Source organism: Rhodococcus sp. C3V (assembly GCF_029269915.1).
GTDB lineage: Bacteria > Actinomycetota > Actinomycetes > Mycobacteriales > Mycobacteriaceae > Rhodococcus_F > Rhodococcus_F qingshengii.
Window position 1 is genome coordinate 649,785 of sequence record NZ_JARJBE010000001.1, and the last position, 19,491, is coordinate 669,275.

The 19,491-nt window shown below is 62.4% G+C and carries 14 protein-coding genes; 6 read left to right on the plus strand and 8 right to left on the minus strand.

Features of this window, described 5'->3' with window-relative positions:
- Positions 1-89 precede the first annotated feature (89 nt).
- The gene (locus P3G66_RS03265; protein ID WP_042921773.1) at positions 90-3,545 is read left to right on the plus strand and encodes an indolepyruvate ferredoxin oxidoreductase family protein; all 3,456 of its coding nucleotides are present in this window, start codon (positions 90-92) and stop codon (positions 3,543-3,545) included.
- Positions 3,546-3,639: 94 nt separating this feature from the next.
- Here the strand turns inward: P3G66_RS03265 and P3G66_RS03270 are convergent, their stop codons facing one another.
- The 3 genes from P3G66_RS03270 to P3G66_RS03280 all read right to left on the minus strand — a co-directional run bounded on the left by P3G66_RS03270 (position 3,640) and on the right by P3G66_RS03280 (position 7,327).
- Positions 3,640-4,299 carry an LppP/LprE family lipoprotein gene (locus tag P3G66_RS03270; protein WP_003940243.1) on the minus strand — a complete coding sequence of 220 codons (660 nt, stop codon included), beginning with the start codon at positions 4,297-4,299 and terminating at the stop codon, positions 3,640-3,642.
- 93 nt (positions 4,300-4,392) lie between these two features.
- Positions 4,393-6,060, minus strand: a complete 1,668-nt coding sequence (locus tag P3G66_RS03275; protein ID WP_065455272.1) for an amidohydrolase — start codon at positions 6,058-6,060, stop codon at positions 4,393-4,395.
- A 16-nt stretch (positions 6,061-6,076) separates the two neighbouring features.
- On the minus strand, positions 6,077-7,327 hold the full coding sequence (locus tag P3G66_RS03280; RefSeq protein ID WP_007733614.1) for an MFS transporter: 1,251 nt from the start codon (positions 7,325-7,327) through the stop codon (positions 6,077-6,079).
- Between the two features lie 216 nt (positions 7,328-7,543).
- Between P3G66_RS03280 and P3G66_RS03285 the strand changes: the two genes are divergently transcribed.
- Positions 7,544-8,173, plus strand: a complete 630-nt coding sequence (locus P3G66_RS03285; protein ID WP_030535295.1) for a TMEM175 family protein — start codon at positions 7,544-7,546, stop codon at positions 8,171-8,173.
- On the opposite strand, the gene P3G66_RS03290 is transcribed toward P3G66_RS03285, so the two are convergent.
- Positions 8,170-8,748 (minus strand): CGNR zinc finger domain-containing protein, encoded by a 579-nt coding sequence (locus tag P3G66_RS03290; RefSeq protein ID WP_054827153.1) that lies wholly within the window; start codon positions 8,746-8,748, stop codon positions 8,170-8,172. The two genes, P3G66_RS03285 and P3G66_RS03290, sit on opposite strands and share 4 nt — an antisense overlap.
- 108 nt (positions 8,749-8,856) lie before the next feature.
- Between P3G66_RS03290 and P3G66_RS03295 the strand changes: the two genes are divergently transcribed.
- The 4 genes from P3G66_RS03295 (at position 8,857) to P3G66_RS03310 (ending at position 14,021) form a co-directional block, all read left to right on the plus strand.
- Entirely contained in the window at positions 8,857-9,759 is a 903-nt protein-coding gene (locus tag P3G66_RS03295; RefSeq protein WP_003939725.1) for an NAD(P)-dependent oxidoreductase, read from the plus strand.
- Positions 9,756-10,955, plus strand: coding sequence for an MFS transporter (locus P3G66_RS03300; protein ID WP_276116177.1), 1,200 nt, complete (start codon positions 9,756-9,758; stop codon positions 10,953-10,955). The genes P3G66_RS03295 and P3G66_RS03300 overlap by 4 nt, the downstream gene beginning before the upstream one ends.
- Before the next feature lie 12 nt (positions 10,956-10,967).
- Complete coding sequence (locus tag P3G66_RS03305) at positions 10,968-11,483, plus strand: hypothetical protein (protein ID WP_037128543.1); 516 nt, start codon at positions 10,968-10,970, stop codon at positions 11,481-11,483.
- A gap of 114 nt (positions 11,484-11,597) precedes the next feature.
- A complete protein-coding gene (locus P3G66_RS03310) occupies positions 11,598-14,021 on the plus strand; it encodes an ATP-dependent Clp protease ATP-binding subunit (protein ID WP_054831246.1) in 2,424 nt (807 codons plus the stop codon).
- A 52-nt stretch (positions 14,022-14,073) separates the two neighbouring features.
- Here the strand turns inward: P3G66_RS03310 and P3G66_RS03315 are convergent, their stop codons facing one another.
- The 4 genes from P3G66_RS03315 to P3G66_RS03330 all read right to left on the minus strand — a co-directional run bounded on the left by P3G66_RS03315 (position 14,074) and on the right by P3G66_RS03330 (position 19,395).
- Positions 14,074-15,966: an FAD/NAD(P)-binding protein gene (locus P3G66_RS03315; protein ID WP_276116178.1), complete on the minus strand. Its 1,893-nt coding sequence runs from the start codon at positions 15,964-15,966 to the stop codon at positions 14,074-14,076.
- Positions 15,967-16,142: 176 nt separating this feature from the next.
- Positions 16,143-17,333, minus strand: coding sequence for a fumarylacetoacetase (fahA, locus tag P3G66_RS03320; RefSeq protein WP_054188907.1), 1,191 nt, complete (start codon positions 17,331-17,333; stop codon positions 16,143-16,145).
- Entirely contained in the window at positions 17,330-18,199 is an 870-nt protein-coding gene (locus P3G66_RS03325) for a hypothetical protein (RefSeq protein ID WP_073512784.1), read from the minus strand. The genes fahA and P3G66_RS03325 overlap by 4 nt, the downstream gene beginning before the upstream one ends.
- Complete coding sequence (locus tag P3G66_RS03330) at positions 18,196-19,395, minus strand: homogentisate 1,2-dioxygenase (RefSeq protein WP_030535304.1); 1,200 nt, start codon at positions 19,393-19,395, stop codon at positions 18,196-18,198. Before P3G66_RS03330 ends, P3G66_RS03325 begins: the two co-directional genes overlap by 4 nt.
- Between the last annotated feature and the right edge of the window lie 96 nt (positions 19,396-19,491).

Below are 19,491 nucleotides of genomic sequence, written 5' to 3' on the forward strand. Positions count from 1 at the left end.
CGACCACGATCATCTGAACAGATCGAGTTACGCGGTTGTTGAAAATGCACGGTAGTTGAAATGCACTGCAGACGGAACGGTGGTCCACGATGACTGAACTGGTGTCGGGCGTAGCCCAGGCCAAGCCCTATGACCTCGATGATCGGTACCGGTCGGGATCGGGACCGGTGTTGCTGACCGGTGTTCAGGCAATTGCACGCGGCTTCGTCGAGCAGCACGTTCGCGACATTCGGGCAGGTAAGCGTATTGCCACCTTCGTCTCCGGTTACCAGGGCAGCCCCCTCGGCGGCGTCGACAAGATGCTTCACGGCATGCCCAAGGTTCTCGCCGAGCACGACATCACCTTCATCCCTGGCTTCAACGAGGAGCTCGCCGCCACCGCGGTATGGGGAAGCCAGACGGATCTCCCCGCCGGAACCGCGACCCACGACGGCGTGACCGGCGTCTGGTACGGCAAGGGCCCCGGCGTCGACCGCGCTACCGACACCATTCGCCACGCCAACATGTACGGCGTGAACCCCAAGGGCGGCGTCGTCCTCCTGGTGGGCGACGACCCCGCGTCGAAGTCCTCCACGGTTCCGGCCGTCAGCGAGCGCTCGCTTGCCGCGATGGGCGTGCCGGTTCTCTTCCCACGCAATGCCGAAGAGATCATCACGATGGGTATGCACGCCGTTGCACTCTCGCGTGTATCCGGTTGCGTCGTAGCGCTGAAGATCGTCGCCGACGTCGCAGACGGTGCCTGGACGATCGACGGCAGCATCGCGGACTTCGACATCGTGGTTCCGGAAGTGCAGTTCGAGGGCAAGCCCTTCGTCTACAAGCAGCGTCAGATGGCCGCGCCGCCGGACAGTGTCATCGCCGAGGCCGATCTGTACGGCCCGCGATGGGATCTTGTGCACGCGTACGGAACTGCCAACAACCTCGATGTGATCGAGGTCAACCCCTCCGGTGCGAAGATCGGTATAGCCGCCACCGGTACAACTTTCGACTCCGTCCGACAAGCTCTGGCAGACCTCGGCGTCGATGATGCCGCGCTGCACCGCGCCGGGATCCGTCTCCTTCGCATCGGAATGTGCTACCCCGTCGTGGGCGAGAAGATCAAGGAGTTCGCCGAAGGTCTCGAGCAGATCGTCGTGGTCGAGGACAAGACCGCGTTCATCGAAGCTCAGATCCGGGAAGTCCTGTACGGCACCGACGATGCCCCTCGCATCATCGGCAAGCGTGACGGCCAGGGCCGTCTGCTCATGCCTGCCAGTGGTGAACTGACCGCAGGCCGGCTGCTCGCCCCGTTGCGCCGCGTACTGAAGCCGCACGTCGAGCTCAAGCGCACCCTCCCGGCCCCGCTGTCGCTCAACGTGCTCTCCGCCAAGCGAACCGCGTACTTCTGCAGCGGGTGCCCCCACAACCGTTCCACCGCTATTCCCGAGGGTTCCATCGGCGGCGGCGGAATCGGTTGCCACACACTCGTCACCATGTCCGGCCGTGAGGACAGCGCTGTCACCGGCCTGACGCAAATGGGCGGCGAGGGCAGCCAGTGGATCGGGCAGGCACCGTTCACCGACGTGCCTCACCTGTTCCAGAACATCGGCGACGGCACCTTCTTCCACTCCGGTCAGTTGGCTGTCCAGGCATGCATCGCCGCAGGCGTGAACATCACCTACAAGTTGCTCTACAACGAAGTAGTAGCGATGACCGGTGCACAGGACGCGGAAGGTGCCCTCTCCGTTGCTCAGCTCAGCCACAAGCTGACCACCGAGGGCGTCAAGCAGATCATCATCTGCGCCGACGAGCCTTCGCGTCACAACAAGCGCGCTCTGGCCAAGGGCACCAAGCTCTGGCACCGCGATCGCCTCGACGAGGCCCAGAAGGAGCTTCGCGAGATCAAGGGCGTCACAGTGTTGATCTACGACCAGCACTGTGCGGCCGACGCTCGTCGCCAGCGCAAGCGTGGCACGCTGCCCACTCGCAACACTCGCGTCGTCATCAACGAGGCAGTGTGCGAAGGCTGCGGTGACTGCGGTGTGAAGTCGAACTGCCTCTCGGTCCAGCCCGTGGACACCGAGTACGGCCGCAAGACGAAGATCGACCAGACGTCCTGCAACACCGATTACACCTGCATGGACGGCGATTGCCCGTCGTTCGTGACCGTCGAATTGGTACCGGGCAAGAAGGCTCCCAAGGCCGCACGTCCCGTCCCGCCCGTCGTCGCAGACCCCGATTTCGGACCGCTCACCAGCACGCAGAACGTTTTCCTCGCGGGCATCGGCGGCACCGGCATCGTGACCGTCAACCAGGTGCTCGCAACGGCTGCACTGCGCGCCGGCCTCGAGGTGGAGAGCCTTGACCAGATCGGACTGAGCCAGAAGGCCGGACCGGTTGTCTCGCACCTGCGTTTCAGCTCCAGCGCGCTCGAGCCGTCCAACCGCCTCACTCCGGGCAGCGCGGATTGCATCGTCGCCTTCGACCTGCTGACCGCGACGGACAACAAGAACCTCGACTACGGCAACGCCGAGAAGACGGTCTCCATCGCCTCGACGTCGCAGACGCCGACCGGAGACATGGTCTACGACAAGGCTGTTCGCTACCCCGAGGAGACGTCACTCCTCGCCCGTCTCGACAAGGTGTCGCGCACCCTGCGTTCGTTCGACGCACTCGCCGCGGCACAGGAGTTGTTCGGTAACACCGCAGCAGCCAACTTCCTGCTGATCGGTGCTGCCTACCAGAGCGGCGGACTTCGTCTGCCGGCCGAGGCCATCGAAGAAGCGATCGGCATCAACGGCGTTGCCGTGGACGCGAACATCGCGGCATTCCGTTGGGGTCGTGCAGCAATTGCCGACACCGCAGCGTTCTCGGCCGTCACCACGCCGGCCAAGTCCGTCCGCGAACCCGTTGTCGCACCGGCTCACATGTTCGCCGGAACCACCTTCACCGGTGAAACCCTGCGACTGGTGGAACTGCGTGCAGCGCAGCTCATCGAGTTCCAGTCCGTCAAGATCGCCCAGCGCTACATCGATCAGGTTCAGGCAGTCTGGACCGCCGAACGTGCCGCAACCGAGCGGACCGATTTCAGCGAGGCTGTTGCCCGCGGCCTCTTCAAGTTCACCGCGTACAAGGACGAGTACGAAGTTGCTCGTATGCTGGTCGACCCCGCATTCATCGAGGACGTCAAGTCTCAGGTGCCGGCCGGGGAGAACCTGACCTACAAGCTCCACCCGCCGATCCTTCGAGTGATGGGCCGCAAGAAGAAGATCGGTCTCGGACCCAAGTCGCATGTTGCACTGAAGGTTCTGGCCAAGGGTAAGAAGCTTCGCGGTACCAAGCTCGACCCCTTCGGCTACATGCACGTCCGCAAGGTCGAGCGTGAACTGCTCGCCGAGTACGAGGCCATGATCGCTGACCTCTCTCGTACGCTCGCAACCGACGGATACGATCGCGCCGTCGAGATCGCGGCACTGCCGGACGTGGTTCGCGGTTACGAAGACATCAAGCTCGGCAACATCGAGCTGTACAAGACTCGCCTGCGCGAACTCGGTGTCGGTGAGTAGGAGCGCTGGCGAGTAGATCGAACAAGACTGTGCCCCAGTGACCGTCGTCGCTGGGGCACAGTTGCATTCAGGGCCTTCTCGGACCCAGGCAGGTTCAGGAGGGCGGGAACTGGCCGTCGGCAACCACGGCGCTGCCGTTCCACGTGAAGTTCACTATGTTCGGTCCGCCTTGGGGACAGCAGAATGCATCGTCGTCCAGCAGCCAACGGTATTGGACGGATACCGAATCCTTGTTGCTGTCGATGACGTGTGTGTACGAGTACGGCTCACTGGTAGCCGTGCCCAGGTATGTTCCGTCGTGGAAGAACAGGACGTGTGACTGGTAAGTCGCATCGCCGACGCCGTCGCCGTCCACCGAAACCCAGAGCAGGTCAGGACAATTCCCGATCTGTTCTTCGCTCGCGGATCTCGGTATCCAATTGCCCCCGTTGATGTCGGTGCCCAGCGTGCCGATGGCGTCGGTGACGAGCGAGGAGCCGACGTCGAGACAGGGACCCGAAGCGGGGATTGCTGTCGTAGTCGCCGTCGTGGATGCATTTGTGCGGGTGTTCGATTGTGGCGGGGGAGAGCTCGCTACCGTCGTCTCGGTTTCGTTTGCCGTCGATGTCGCCGACGCCGTTGAACTGGCTGCCGTGGAACTCGCCGCCGCTTCAGGTGTTCCTTCGGTCGACCCACAACCGGCGACCGTCAGGGCAGTGGCCGTCACCAGTGCAGCGGCTGCGACGGCGGCCGAAATCGGAGCTTTCCTGCGCATGCGTCCTCCAGAGTGTATGGGTTCACGTGTTCAAGTCCCTCCTTCGTTCTGTCGCCGGGCCGCATGCGTGCGTTATCGAACAACCGGTAACGATCAGCTATCGGACTCGGTGTTCCGTGCTTCGGTGCTCTTGGCCCCGGCCGCGTCGTATCGCACGGATCCAGCAACGACGGTCATCGCAATCTCTGTGGTCAGGAGAGAATCGACCCCTTCGGTGAACGGATCTTGTTTCAGTACGACAAAATCGGCTGCTTTACCCCGAACCAGCTGGCCGGTCACATCTTCCCACCGGCACGAGTAGGCAGCGTCGCGAGTTGCGTGAGCCAGCGCGTCCGCGAGGGCGAGTGCGTACTTCGGCAGGTTGGGTGCCAGTGACGGATCGATTGCGGATCGACGGGTGGTGGCGATGAACATGTTCGGCAGCGGCGGGTGGGGAGCGGTCGGAGCGTCCGAACCCAACGCCAGAACCGCTCCGGCCTCGGTGAATTCGGGCCAGGGGTACGCGCGATTGACCCGGTAGTCGCCGAGCATCGCCTGCCAGTTCTCCTGGATTGCAGGGTCAGCGTGAACCGGTTGCATCGAGGCGATGATTCCCAGGCGGGCAAGCCTTTCGACGTTGTCCCTGGTGATGGACTCCAAGTGTTCCATTCGGTGCCTGCGGGGAATGTCTCCGTTGGCGGCGATCGCGTACTCGAGTGCCGTCAATCCGATCTCCGACGCCTCGTCGCCGATCGCGTGCATCGCGATCTGCAGGCCTGCGGCGTCAGCGGCTGTCACGACGGGGATCAAGGACTCGAGATCCCAGATGGGCTCGGCGTTGGTGCCGTCCGAGTACGGCTCTTTCATTGCGGCAGTGCAGCTGTCGATCACACCGTCGATGATGATCTTGATTCCGGCGATACGGAGCCACGGACCTTGGACGCGCTCGTGGAGTTCGATCACGTCGTGAACTTGTCCGACGTTGTCGGCCTCGTTGTCCTCGCGGGTCATCAGCCAGTGAGCCGCGACACGCAGCGGCAGTGTTCCGTCTCCTGCGTCCAATGCTCTTTCCAGCGAGGCTAATTCGTCCGCGCCGAGTGCCATGTCGACCGCACCGGTCACGCCGTCCTCGAGATAGTGGCGGAAGGCGAGAGCGAGGGCGGCGTCCCGGTCTTCGTCGGATGCGAGCTCCGCCAGTTTCGGCCAGACGTAGAGCATCATGGCGGTCTCGTACAGCATTCCGGTGGCTTCTCCGGTGTCCGGATCCCGGCCGATACGACCGCCGATCGGATCGGGAGTGTCCGCGTCGATGCCGAGTTCTCGCAGTGCTGCAGTGTTCACCCAGACCGAATGTACGTCGTTGGCGTCGAGGTACACCGGGCGATCGGGTACGACGGCGTCGATCATCTCTCGCGTCGGGTGCCCTCCATCCAGCGCGGAGAACAACCAACTGCGACCCAGCAGTCGTGGTGCGTCCGGGTTCGATTCCGCGAATTGCTTGATGCTGGACTGAATGTCGGCGAGATCGGCGGCATCACGCAGATCCAACTTCTGCAGCGCGAATCCCATCATCACCAAATGCGTATGGGCGTCGACGAAACCGGGTAGCACGACGGCACCTTCGAGATCGATCACCTCGGCGTCTGGAGCCAGGATATCGGCATAGACGGTTTCGCCCACGAATCTGAGCTTGTGGTCCTCGACGACTATCGACTCGGCCCATCCGTCGTCGGCAGCCGTGAAGATCTTTCCGTTGCGGTAGTGAGTGATGCTGTCATTCATGACTTCTACGTGATCCTTACGCGATGACGGTAGTAGTGATGGCGGCGCTGTGGTGACGATACGCACCTTCGGTACGTGCGGAGAGTCGGGAAACCAAGGCGAACGGGACCAGTAAAACGAAGCTGATCCCCGAGATGATGACTCCGAAGGTCGGATACCCGAGGCCGGCCGTCACCGAAGTTCCGAACAGCGGCGCGAACGCGGAGCCGATGAGGTAGGTGCCCAGTAGTGGCGCCGACCATCGGCCGGCCGCGTCGAGCGCGGCCGAGATGGCAACCAGGACGATGAACGTGGCCGCGTAGATCGTGTTCCAAGCGATGACCACTACCAGGTAGATCGTGGGATCGGTGGTGAGGCCGGCAGACAGCTTCAGAATTGCCCCGAGTATCAGTAGCACGGAGATCGATACTGTCCGACTGACCCGAGAACCCAACGCGGTCAAGGTAACAGCCGCGAGCACACCACCCGCCGTTGATGCGCTCAGTGCGAGACTCATTTGTTGATCCGAGAGCCCGGCGTGCTCGGAACCCATGATGCCGAGTACTGCCCACAACGAGTCCTCGCTGATCGCCCAGACTGCAAGCATCGCGAGAAATGCGGTTCCGGCAAAAGTGAGTCGTTTCGCGCTGACCCCGGCGGGGAGAGCTGTGGTCGTATTGGCGGACTTCGCCGTCTCCGGCGACTCTTTCACCGGGGACGACGGCAACCAGGTGACCGTTGCTGCGGTAGCCAGTGCCAGGACTGCGACGATGCCGAATGCGTTGGTCATGTGTGTGCCGAGGATGGGTATGAGAGCGAGGACGGCTGTGACGACGACACGGTTCACGAGGCCGCTGATGCTTGACGCCCGGTCCGGGTTCGTGAGCGCGGCCAGTGCCGCTCCGCCTACGGATGCGGATCCACCAGCGCCGATACCGCCGACGATGATCGCGGCGCATGCGATCGTCGTGGACGGTGCGATGGCCGCAACGCCGAATGCGGCTGCCATCGCGATCAGGCTGACGCGGCCGAGGAGATGGCGATGCCGGCCCGAGGCGATTCGGGTGGTGGCGAGGCAGGTGACGGCGCAGACCAGCAGCGATGCGGTCAGAACGGCACCGGCAGCGGATTCGGTGACACCGAGGTCCTCGACCATTGCCACGATCATCAGGGGGATGAGGTTCGCGGTGATGAACCCCATGACGCCGATACTGAAGACGGCAATACCGCGGTTGGCGGTGAGTGGAACCCGGTCGGACTGCGTATTCGTCGAAGCGTTGATCGGCACTAGGGCAACCCCATGTCCTGAAGGGGGTGGCTGAACCGACCCCTGGTGGCGTGATGCGAGTCACTTAATGAATGTGATTCGTTAAGTATGGGGATGGGCTCCGCCACGGTCAAGAGATCTAACGAATTTGATTCGTTAATTGTATGTTTCCGGATACGTGCTTCCGTAAAGTGGCGTCGCCGGTCTGTTTCCTGTTGTGAGGCTTATGCTTCCGCAATGGCTGAGATTGCGGAACGCACCCGCTACTTCGAGCGCTACGTCACTTTCATCGACGCGATTGTCGCCATTGCGATCACGCTGCTCGTACTGCCGCTGGTCGAACTCACCAGTGACCACCACGGCACCACGTCGGAACTGCTGCGCGATCACGCTGCGCAGTTCTACTCGTTCGCCCTGAGCTTTCTGGTGATCTTCCGGCTCTGGTGGTCGCAGCATCGGCTGCTTCGTTTTGTGGTCGACGCGGACAAGGTGGTCGTTCGCGGACTGGGGTTGTGGGTGATGACCATCGTGTTCCTGCCCTTCCCGACAGCGCTCGTTGCAGCGCCGTCGCAGGATCTCGGGACCAGGGCTCTCTACATCGGGACAATGGCAGCCAGTGCTGCGTGCCTGGCGGTGGTCGCGTGGGGTCTGGTCCGCAACCCGTCGTTGAGCGAAGAGAATGCGAAGCCGCATTTCACCGCTGAAATCGTCACTTTCCTGATCATGGTGGTGGCGCTGCTCGTCAGTGTGCTCGTTCCGGTGACGTCGTACTTCCCGCTGTTTCTTCTCCTGCTGTCGACGCCGATCGAGAAGCTGTGGAACCGAGTGGCGGCGAAATGGAGTCGCGGTGAAGGTGAGATGAGCTAGTCGGCGCGAGCGGTCATCGCAGATTTCTTGGCTTTGTTTCCGCAGATGTTCATCGAGCACCAGCGTCGGTTGTTGCCGCGACTGGTGTCGACGTAGAGGCCGGTGCACCCGTCGCCCTGGCAGGCTTTGACGCGGTCCCGGTCGGCTCCACCGAGCACCGCGATCGCGTCGGCAGCCACTATCGACAAAGCGTCACGGATCGGATTGTCTCCGGCTGATTTCCAGAGGGCCCGGCCACTCTCGAGGACGAGGTGGGCATCACCGAGCTCGGATGCGGTGTTGACGATCCCGACATCGGTGCGTGAGGCACGGCGGTTCTCGCATACGGCGGTTCCGATGCGATGAATGGCCTCACGTAAATCCTGCGCGCCGCGGAGGTCGTCTTCTGTCGCGGTTGCGGGGGCGCCCATCAGATCGTTGGCGCGTAACCATAATTCGAGTCGCTGCGGGCTCGTGAGTCGTTCGAACCTCGAGCCGTTCCGATTGGTGAGGGTGGCGGTGAAGCGGAAGGCGAGCGTGTCGTTGTCGAGTCGAAACACGTCCCGAGCGGATTGATCAGCTCCTGCTTCGTTCACTTTCGTCCTCCTTCGTGGCGAACCATCTCAACCGGTTCGACAGCAACTGTACCCGTGTGAGAGTCTTGAACCGTCTTAGATGGTTCAGCACTTTCGAGAGGGAAATCCATGACTTCTGTTTCCGTGGTCGGCTTGGGCGCGATGGGCCGTCCCATCGCTCGAAATCTACTGGGCGCAGGCTTCGACGTGACGGTGTGGAATCGCAGCCCTGAAGCGGTAGCCGAACTGGTCGAGGAAGGGGCGATCGGCGCGAAAACCGTTGCCGAGGCATTCCAGTCCGGTGTTGTGCTGTCGATGTTGGCAGATGATTCGGCCGTGTCTTCGGCCATTCTGGATCCCGCCGTCCTCGCATCCGTTCCGAGTGGAACCGTGCACGTCAACATGGCCACCGTCAGCGTCGACCTTGCCAAGCGCGCCGCCGCACTGCACGCCGAGTACGGTATCGGGTACATCGCGGCGCCGGTGTTCGGACGCGTTTCTGTTGCTCAGGCTGGTCAGTTGAACATCATCGCCGCCGGCGACAGTTCCCTCCTCGAGCGAGTGCAGCCCTTTCTCGACGTCATCGGTGCTCGCACGTGGCCACAAGGTGAGCGTCCGGAGCAGGCCAACATCGTCAAGATCATCGGCAATTACCTCATCCTCGCCGCGATTCAATCCTTGGGCGAGGCAATCACATTGGGGGAGAGGTCCGGTGTGGACGGAAGCCAACTCGTAGAACTGCTGACCTCGACGATCTTCCCGGGGCCGGTCTACTCCAGCTACGGAAACCTCGTCGCGACGCGTCAGTACGAGCCTGCAGGATTCACCACAGCTCTGGGCCTCAAGGATTTGAGGCTTGCGCTCGACGCCGCCGACAGCGTCGATCTGGATTTGCCGTTCGGTGGCGTACTTCGAGGCGTGCTCGCTCAGGCTCTGGCGAACGGTCAGGGCGAGATGGACTGGGCGTCTATTGCAGAACTGGTCCGTTCCGGCCAGTCGGGTGAAGGCAGTCCCGAAACACCGACAAGGTGAGCGCGAACTCGGACGGGACGGCGACTTCGGCACTGGCGGAGACCGATTCCGTCCGGACACTACCGCTGGCCGGGTTGTCGGCACTCGCAATGGCAGGCTTCATAGCGATCACAACCGAAACCATGCCGGCCGGACTACTGGTGCAGATCGGGTCAGGGTTGTCCGTATCAGTCTCCGGCGCAGGGCAATTGGTCACCGCATACGCATTGGGTTCCGTCGTCGGGGCGGTACCACTGATCGCATTGACTCGAGGATTGCGACGGCGTGCTGTCCTGGTGTCGGCGATTCTGGGGTTTGGTGTCTTCAATCTGGTGACAGCGCTTTCGTCGAATCTTGTTCTCACCTTGGGTGTTCGGTTTCTGGCCGGTATGGCGGCAGGTGTGGTGTGGGGGTTGCTTGCCGGGTACGCACGCAGGATGTCGCCCCCTCACCTGCAGGGGCGGGCCGTTGCGGTTGCCTCCGTCGGACAGCCGATCGCGTTGGCAATCGGCGTTCCGATGGGGGCGTGGCTCGGGACCCTGGCCGATTGGCGCGTCGTCTTCGCCGTGATGTCGGTTGCTGCGCTACTTCTGGTCGCGTGGATACTCACGGTGATGCCGGACTTTCCCGGGCAACAAGCGGATCGGCAGCTGCCGGTGCGGAAAGTCTTGGTCCTGCCTGGCGTACGACCGATTCTGTTTGTCGCGTTCTTGTGGATCCTCGCGCACAACACCGTGTACACGTATCTGGCGGCGTTTCTGGATCGCATCGGTTTCGGCGATCGGTTGGGAATCGTCTTGTTCGTGTTCGGACTTTTCGCCTTCGTGGGCATCGGTGTGGTCGGGGTGTTTGTCGACCGGGCCCTTCGAAGTCTCACCGTGCTGAGCTTGGTGGTCTTTGCCGCAGCTTTGACGGCGTTGGGCGTCGGCGGTGACAGCTTCGCAGTGATCGCACTCAGCGTTGCGGTATGGGGCGTGGCATTTGGAGGCGCTCCCACTCTCCTTCAGACTGCGCTCGCGGATACGACGGGCGACGCTGTGGACACGGCGCAATCGGTTTTCGTGACGATCTTCAATGCGGCGATCGCAGCGGGCGGCGTCGTGGGCGGGCTGATCTTGGCGGACAGGGGTGCGGGAGCGTTGCCGTTGGTTTCGCTGGTGCTGATCGTCGTCGGTGTTCTTGTGGCCAGTATCCGACAATTCGGACATAGCTTGTGATTCACTTCACGCATGCGGAAGTCATTGTTGGTGGTTGCTCTCGTTGCTACGTGGTTTGTCGCCGGAGCGATGCCCGCGGGGGCTGCGGATGCGAATTGGTCCGGTGATTACTCGCTCAAGCGTTTCGCCGCGACCAAGACGGGCACAAGTCTGGCCGCCAGCCAGTGGGAGCCGGATTTCTCCGATACATACACGTTCGAGACGGATTGCTCGAGCGGAGTCTGTATCGCCACAGTGGTCGGCGGTCCGGCTCCCGCCAATCCGACGTTGCCGCAGCCTGCTCGATACACCTGGGACGGAACCAGTTGGGTGCACCCCTATGACTGGGAGTGGGATTGCTACCAGGGGGAGGGCGTGCCCAAGGTGTGGGCACCGGCGCACTCCGAGGCGTATTACACACCTCAGCCCGATGGCAGTCTGAAAGGTTCGTGGCGTACCGACATCAAGAGTGGTCCCTGCGCGGGATCGGTGATCATGCGCGTCGAGGCGTACCCGGTCGGTCGGTCTACCGGATCTTTCGGTAGTTGAGAACGATCGGCGACTGGATGGTGTTGAAACAAATCTGAGGCCGCGGGAATTGATCGAGCCCCATGCACGTTAATTGAGTCAGTAACGCTCAACTTTCTGCAAGGAGGCTTCGGAATGCCAGCATTCTTCGGGCCCGAGGGTCCCGGTCGCATCGATATTTCCCGGCTCATGAGCAGGGCCACCCAGCAACTCATGGCTGACGCTGCACGTGTAGCGGCTGCTCGCGGTGATTCGGATCTCGATGCACTGCACGTTCTCCGCGTCATGGCGGAGCAGGATCCGGTCCGCACGCTCATGCAGCGCGCCGGAGCCGACCCGAAATCCGTGGTCGACGCCGTCGACCTGCGGCTGCCACAAGGCCGTGAGCAGGGGGCCTACTCTGCTCCTGCGCTCAGCAGCGCCGTCAAAACTGCACTACTCGAGGCTCATCAACTGGCCCGAGCCCTGGGATCGACGTACATCGATCCCGAACATCTCTTCATCGCACTGGCCGGTGACCCCGATCATGTCCCGGGTCGTCTGCTCGCTTCGGCCGGCATCACGCCGGAGAAGCTGCAGGCAGCGGTTCAGAATCCCGCAGCCGGTCCAGTCGAAGACGAGTCCACCACACCGACGCTCGACAAGTACGGCGTCGATCTCACAGATCGCGCCCGCAACGGCGGCGTCGATCCGGTGATCGGCCGCGCCGACGAGATCGAACAGACCATCGAGATCCTCTCCCGCCGCACCAAGAACAACCCGGTCCTGGTGGGTGAGGCCGGCGTCGGCAAGACTGCCATCGTCGAAGGTCTCGCCCAACGCATCGTCGACGGGGATGTCCCGGAATCGTTGGTGGGCAAGAAGATCGTCCAGCTCGAACTCTCGAGCATGGTCTCGGGTACCCGTTACCGCGGAGACTTCGAGGAACGGCTGACCAAGGTGATCGACGAGATCACCGCACACAAGGACGAGCTGATCGTCTTCATCGACGAGATGCACACCATCGCCGGTGCCGGAGGCGGCGCCGACGGTGCGATGGATGCCGGAAACATCCTCAAGCCCAAGCTCGCTCGCGGTGAACTGCACATCGTCGGCGCCACCACGCTCGACGAATACCGCAAGAACATCGAGAAGGATCCCGCGCTCGAGCGGCGCTTCCAGCCCGTACAGGTCGGAGAGCCGTCGATCGAGGACGCAATCGCGATCTTGAGCGGACTGCGCAGTCGGTACGAGGATCACCACAAGGTGCACTACACCGACGAGGCGATCACCGCTGCGGTGGAGCTGTCGGCACGTTACATCGGCGACAGGTTCTTGCCGGACAAGGCAATCGACCTGATCGACCAGGCCGGCGCCAGGCTTCGCTTGAAGACGGCCACGGTAGACACCGCTGCGCTGCAGCAACGTCTCGAGCAGCTCGAGAGCGACAAGGAAAAAGCCGTCGCCGACGAGTTGTACGAGAAGGCGTCGACCCTGCGTGACGAGATCAACGGCGTCGCAAAGCGTCTCGAGAAGGCAGGATCTTCGGTTCCTTCCGAGGAAACGCCGGACGTGACCGCTGAACAAATCGCCGAAGTTGTCGCTCGCGCAACGGGTATTCCGGCAAGCCAGATGACTCAAGCAGAGAAAGATCGCCTGCGCCGTCTGGAAGAGGAACTGCACGGTCGTGTCATCGGGCAAGATGACGCCGTTCGCGCAATCGCGCGTGCCGTGCGTCGTAGCCGGACCGGTATGAGCGATCCGGATCGTCCCGTCGGTAGCTTCCTGTTCCTCGGACCCACTGGCGTCGGCAAGACGGAGCTCGCAAAAGCTCTGGCTGCCACACTCTTCGGAGACGAGAACAAGATGCTGCGCTTCGACATGAGTGAGTTTGGTGAGAGGCACACGGTCAGCCGATTGGTCGGTGCTCCTCCCGGATACGTCGGCTACGGCGAGGCCGGACAGCTCACGGAACAGGTGCGTCGTAACCCGTACTCGGTGATCCTGCTCGACGAGATCGAGAAGGCACACCCGGACGTGTTCAACACCTTGCTCCAGGTGCTCGACGACGGGCGTCTGACCGACGGTCAGGGTCGGACGGTGGACTTCAAGAACACCGTCGTGATCATGACCAGCAACCTCGGCTCGGACATCATCTCGAGCAAGTCCGGTGGACTCGGCTTCACCACAGGCGATGCAGAGTCGGCGGAGAAGCCACTGCGCGACCGCGTGATGGCCAGGTTGCGCGAATCGATGCGGCCGGAGTTCCTCAACCGTATCGACGAGATCGTGATCTTCCGCAAGCTCGACACCGAGCAACTGCACCGGATTACTGATCTGCTGCTCGACGACAGCCGGAAGCGGCTGCAGTCCAAGGGCATCGAGATCGAGTTCACTGCCGACGCAGTGGACTGGATTGCCGAGCACGGGCATCAACCCGAGTTCGGGGCTCGCCCGTTGCGTCGTTCGATTCAGCGTGTGGTCGACGACAAGATCGCCGACATGCTGCTCGACGATCTCCTCGAAGAGGGCGGCAGTATCACCGTCGCGGTTGACGAGGGTGAGTTGGTGTTCAGCTAGGAGGGGCACAGCCCCCGTGAGCGGTTAGGGAGTCTCTGGACTCCCTAATCGCTCACAGGCGCGCAGCGCCCAAAATCTCCGCCGCCAGGGCGTCGTTGTGCCGGAAAAACCCCGCATTGGTACGGGGACGAGGGAAAGCCGCCGACCAGTTGTGGCCTGCAACCCACGGCCCGGCCGCGAAGCGGCGAGGATGAGCTGTGTTGTTCCGGTCGAGAATTCGTGAAGTACCGTCGACGGCGAGCTTCGCCGAACTGTCCACGGTCGCACGAAGTTCGACTGCCTCGCCCCGACCGTGAAGCGTCCGCAGGAGCAAGTCACCGCTCGCGCTGATGGAAGCAACCGGCAAGCGTGCTTCGACGAGGGTGTTCGCGGCCACGATGTCGGTGTGCGACGCACTGCGCGCGACAAAGATCCCAGCCCCCGTTGCCGGGTCGATCTCGGTGGAGAACACCGAATCCGGCCCGAGGAACTGGACGATGCCCGCCTCGTTGAGGGCGATCAGCTGTTCCAGTCGCTCGGGTGGCGGACCACTGGCGATGAAGCTGAAGAACGAATGAAGCCAACCCTCGACGTCCTTGGCGACGGATTCGGCCGGGATTCTGCCGCGCCGCAACAATTCTCCGACGGTCATGTACGTCGACAGCAGCGCTGAGAAGACAGCCGCGTCGGCGCTGAAATACGGGTCCGACCTCCGCGCGACATCTGCCGAGATGTATTCGGTGATCCGGGACTGGACCTCGGCAAGCCCGTCGTAGCGCTCACCGCCGAGTGGGCGGTTCAGCCGCTCGAGATCGATACGGTCTTCCGGCTTCGGGACTGCGTTCTCGACCAGTTCCTGCAATCGAGGCGATCCCCAAGCCAGCGAGGCGAATTCGGCGTCGAACTCCTCCCAGGTGCCCACTGTCCGATCCGGATGAGATGCGAACAGCTCGTAATAGTGGGCGCCTGCCAGTTCTTTCGACGCCAAGGGCCAGATGTCGTTTCGGAAATCCAACGGTCCGTCGCCGGGAACGAGATCAGCGGTGAAGAACCGCGGTAGCGGTGGCCGCGCGTCAGCGATCGAGTAAGAAATCTTGGAATGATACGGCACTCCGCGACGAGATCCGGCATACAACAGGGGTTCCCGACCCGAGGGAGCGTAAGTGAGGACGCCGTCTTCACCGCGTTCGAAGATGCCGCCACGGCTCTCGGCGAGGAGAACCATCCAGTCGATGAAAGCCAGCCCGAGTCCGGCGATCAGAACCGGTTCGCCTTCGGGAATGACATCGGCGTCGAGATCGGCAGTGTAGCCCGGACCCACATACGTCAACCCGTGATCGGACGCGAAGCTGGTCAGCGCGGTTTCGCGTGGGGCAGGCAACGCATCGGGGTGCCCCTGTGCGAGAAGGACGGTCGTCGCGTCGATGACAGCTCCGTCGTCCAGATGAACTGTCTGTGTCTCGCCGACGTTCACGATGTCGACCACGGATCGTCGATGAACTCGAACGTCGACGTGCGCTGGCGCGGAGTCGACTGCAGTCTCGAACACCCAGTTCAGGTATCGGCTCTGCAGTGACCTCGATGCAAACGACGACGGGGTGAGCGTCGGAACTTCTGCTGCGATTTCTGGGAATTCGGCAAGCTCAGCCGAGCGCTCGGCGACCCATTCCGCGAGGGTCGGACCCGGCAGCACCGGGCCGATCACGGCGGTGGTCTCGTCAGTGAACATCGTGACGTCCGCGGTTGTCGAATTCATCCACAGAAGCGGCGCCTGGCTGCCTCGCCAAATACGGCCGGCGCCTGCCGGATACGGGTCGACAACGTGAATGTCGATCGGTGTGGGATCGGCGTTCACCGATTCGTGAGCGAGGATCCGCTCGAGTACGCCGGTCCCGCGGGGTCCACCACCCACGATCACGATGACAGCTGCTGTCCCCACTGAGGTACGGGGTCGATCGCCTGGCACGAGTCCTCCATCGGACCTGGCAGAAAGCACCCGCACCTCAGCAGAGGGGGTTGCTGCGACGTCACGGAGCCAGGACTCTCGATCGCTCTGGATGGTTAGTCCAGCTTATCTTCGGAGAATCGTGAGGCAAGGAATTCCGGACATCAGATCAGCGTGAATCAAACAGTTGTCAATCACTATCTTTCGGTTTGCGTTGCAGGCAGGATCCGAGCGTGAACATCCCCGAAGCCGATTCGTGATCCGCCGACGCCGGGAGCGGTGGCTGAGATGGCGATGGTGTCGCCGTCTTCGAGAAAGGTACGGGTCTCGGAGCCCACAGCTACGGGTTCCTTGCCGCCCCACGTCAACTCGATGAAGGCGCCGCGCTGATCTTTGTCCGGTCCGGAAATGGTTCCGGACGCGAAGAGATCGCCGGTGCTCGCTGCTGCACCGTTGATGGTGGTGTGCGCGAGCATCTGCGCAGGCGACCAGTACATCTGGGCGTAGGGCGGCCGGGAGACGACGTGACCGTTCCATTCGACGGCCAGGTCGATGTCCAGCCCCCACTTCTCTTCACCACGCAGATAGGAAAGCGGTTCGGGATCCTGCACCGGAGTGTCGATTCGGGCTGCTTCGAGAGCGAGCAAGGGTACGACCCACGGTGAGATGGAGGTCGCGAAACTCTTCCCCAGGTTCGGACCGAGGGGCACGTACTCCCACGCCTGGATGTCTCGGGCAGACCAGTCGTTCACGACGACGGCGCCGAAGACGTGCTCGGCAAATTCGTCCGGGGTGATGGAATCGCCCATCTTCGAGGGAGTTCCGACGATGAATCCCATCTCGGCTTCGATGTCGAGGCGCCGGGACGGTCCGAAGTCCGGGCTTTCCTGATCGGGTGCCTTCCGCTGTCCGCAGGGACGAACGATGTCGGTGCCGGAGACGACGACGGTGCTCGAGCGCCCGTGGTATCCGACGGGAAGATGCTTCCAGTTCGGCATCAAGGGGGCTGCGTCCGGGCGGAACAACCGCCCGAGGTTGGTTGCGTGATTCTCCGAGGCGTAGAAGTCGACGTAATCGGCCACTGCGATCGGCAAATGCATTGTCACCGAATCAACGGAAAACACTGCATTCGAGTCTATTTCGCTAGTCACGAGCTCCGTGATCCGGTTTCGCACCGATACCCACTGATCTCGTCCCTGAGCCATGAACGCGTTCAAAGTCGGTTCGGAGAAGACGGAATCACCCAGTGTCGCTGCGAGATCGACCACCGATTCGGCGACGCGCACACCGACACGCGGTAACCCTCCCGCGGGGGAGAAGACCCCGTACGGCAGATTGTCGAGACCGAACAGTGAGTCGGCGGGAATGTCGATGGTCGTGACAGTCATACGAGAGTTCCTTCGGTTTTGTCGGAGCGGACGATCAACCCGAGGCCTTCCAGCTCGGTCAGAGGGTCCGAGATGCTGCAGGTACCGAACGAGAGGAATCGGCGACGCACCTCGCCGGCCTCGTCCTCGGTGAGGTCGGCCAGGGCTTGCGCGATCGATTTTCCATCGCGCTGAGACAGTGCAGCAACAATTTCCGAACGATCGGCGCCCCGCCTCGCCGCGTCGACGGCCACCATGATGTTGAGGAAGCCGTGTTGCTCGAAGCCTGTTTCCGGATCGGTGTTGCGCACGCCGTGGTGCAGTCCCGCAGTCGCCTTGAACGGGATATTGGCTCGGACAACGGATATCACCGCATCGGCGAGCTCTTCCTCGTTCGGGTACGCCTCGGCGACAATCCCGCCGGTGCGAAACTTTGCGGAATGCCCGGCAGTTTCGAGAGCTGCCAGATAGCCCGCGCGCCGATCACCTCGAGGCACCTCGACAAAAATGTCGACGTCGGGATGAGCGGCATGGACACGAGCGATTTCCTCGAAGGCCGCATCGGCGTCCAACCCGTCTGGAATTCCCACCTCGACGGCGGCGACGTGAACACCAGGGATGGCTCGCGCGTTCGAGAGTGCGGCCGCCGTATCGGATGGGCCGGCCGGCACGGTCAGACTCAGCGTCACCGGGCTGTCCGCTGAAACGTACGCAGCCAGTTCGCTCAGTCGAGGCGCGGGAAAAACGAAAGGCCCGACCAGTGCGTCGTAGTCCGCCTGCAGGTAGGCGGCGTGGGCCGGAATTGCTTCGGCGAGAGAAGCATTGCCGGGTGGGAAAAGTGCTGCGTCGTCGCACAGGCCGAGCAGGAGTGGGGAGATGATCGTCATTGCCTAGGCCCCCGCCCTGCCCAACTCCAGGCGTACGCTTCGTCCTCGCAGGCAAGGGCTCCCTCACCCAATTCGAGGGGCCGGAACGTATCGACCATGACGGCCAGCTCGTCGAAGAACTCGGCGCCGATGCTCCGCTCGTAGGCGCCGGGTTGTGGGCCGTGGGCGTGGCCGCCGGGATGAATCGATATCGAACCCTGTCCGATGCCGGAACCCTTGCGTGCCTCGTAGTCACCGCCGCAGTAGAACATGATCTCGTCCGAGTCGACGTTCGAGTGGTAGTACGGCACCGGGATCGACAGGGGGTGGTAGTCGACCTTGCGCGGAACGAAGTTGCAGATCACGAAGTTGTTCCCCTCGAACGCCTGGTGCGCCGGCGGCGGTTGGTGAACACGGCCCGTGATCGGCTCGTAGTCGGAGATGTTGAAGGTGTACGGGTACAGGCAGCCGTCCCAGCCGACGACATCGAAAGGGTGCGTGGGATAAACCATTCGGGTGCCGACGATGCCCGCCGACGTTCGGTGCTTGACCAGTACCTCGACGTCGGTTCCTTCGGCGATCATGGGCGCGATCGGTCCGTGCAGGTCTCGTTCACAGAACGGTGCGTTCTCGAGCAGCTGGCCGAAGCGGGAAAGATAGCGCTTGGGCGGGACGATGTGACTGTTCGCCTCGATGGCGTAGGCACGAAGTGGCTTGTCACCCTTGGGGATCCATCGATGCGTTGTGGACATCGGGATCAGTACGTAGTCACCTTCACTGGCCTCGAGTGCACCGAAGACGGTCTCGACGGTCGCCTCGCCAGATTCGATGTAGACCATCTCGTCGCCGATTGCGTTGCGATACAGGGGAGATGGCGCTGCCGCAACGACGTAGGACAATCGCACGTCGGCATTTCCGAGGATGAGACGACGGCCGGTTACCACGTCGGTCTCGTTCCAGGTGCTTTCGGGAAACAGCGTGTGGAGTTTCAGATGGCGCGGTTTGAGGGGATGGTTGGGGGTTGTGCTCTGATCGCGCAGTTCCCAGACCGTTGCGTCGACGATGGCCGACGGGATCTCGCGGTGGTACAGCAACGAAGAATCCGAGGAGAAACCTTCCTCTCCCATCAGCTCTTCGTAGTAGAGGTTGCCGGACTCGTCACGGTGTTGGGTGTGACGCTTCGGTGGGATGTTGCCGAGTTGTCGATAGAACGCCATGACGGGGCTCCTTCTGTGCTGTTCTGCCTGGCTCACCTCCACCAGATAGTAAACACATTAACTAAAATGATGTGATGAGCGCAACCCTCCAAGGGG

Coding starts and splice junctions, on each gene's coding strand:
- P3G66_RS03265 (WP_042921773.1), top strand. CDS start 90: ATGACTGAACTGGTGTCGGGCGTAGCCCAGGCCAAGCCCTATGACCTC.
- P3G66_RS03270 (WP_003940243.1), bottom strand. CDS start 4,299: ATGCGCAGGAAAGCTCCGATTTCGGCCGCCGTCGCAGCCGCTGCACTG.
- P3G66_RS03275 (WP_065455272.1), bottom strand. CDS start 6,060: ATGAATGACAGCATCACTCACTACCGCAACGGAAAGATCTTCACGGCT.
- P3G66_RS03285 (WP_030535295.1), top strand. CDS start 7,544: ATGGCTGAGATTGCGGAACGCACCCGCTACTTCGAGCGCTACGTCACT.
- P3G66_RS03295 (WP_003939725.1), top strand. CDS start 8,857: ATGACTTCTGTTTCCGTGGTCGGCTTGGGCGCGATGGGCCGTCCCATC.
- P3G66_RS03305 (WP_037128543.1), top strand. CDS start 10,968: ATGCGGAAGTCATTGTTGGTGGTTGCTCTCGTTGCTACGTGGTTTGTC.
- P3G66_RS03310 (WP_054831246.1), top strand. CDS start 11,598: ATGCCAGCATTCTTCGGGCCCGAGGGTCCCGGTCGCATCGATATTTCC.
- fahA (WP_054188907.1), bottom strand. CDS start 17,333: ATGACTGTCACGACCATCGACATTCCCGCCGACTCACTGTTCGGTCTC.
- P3G66_RS03325 (WP_073512784.1), bottom strand. CDS start 18,199: ATGACGATCATCTCCCCACTCCTGCTCGGCCTGTGCGACGACGCAGCA.
- P3G66_RS03330 (WP_030535304.1), bottom strand. CDS start 19,395: ATGGCGTTCTATCGACAACTCGGCAACATCCCACCGAAGCGTCACACC.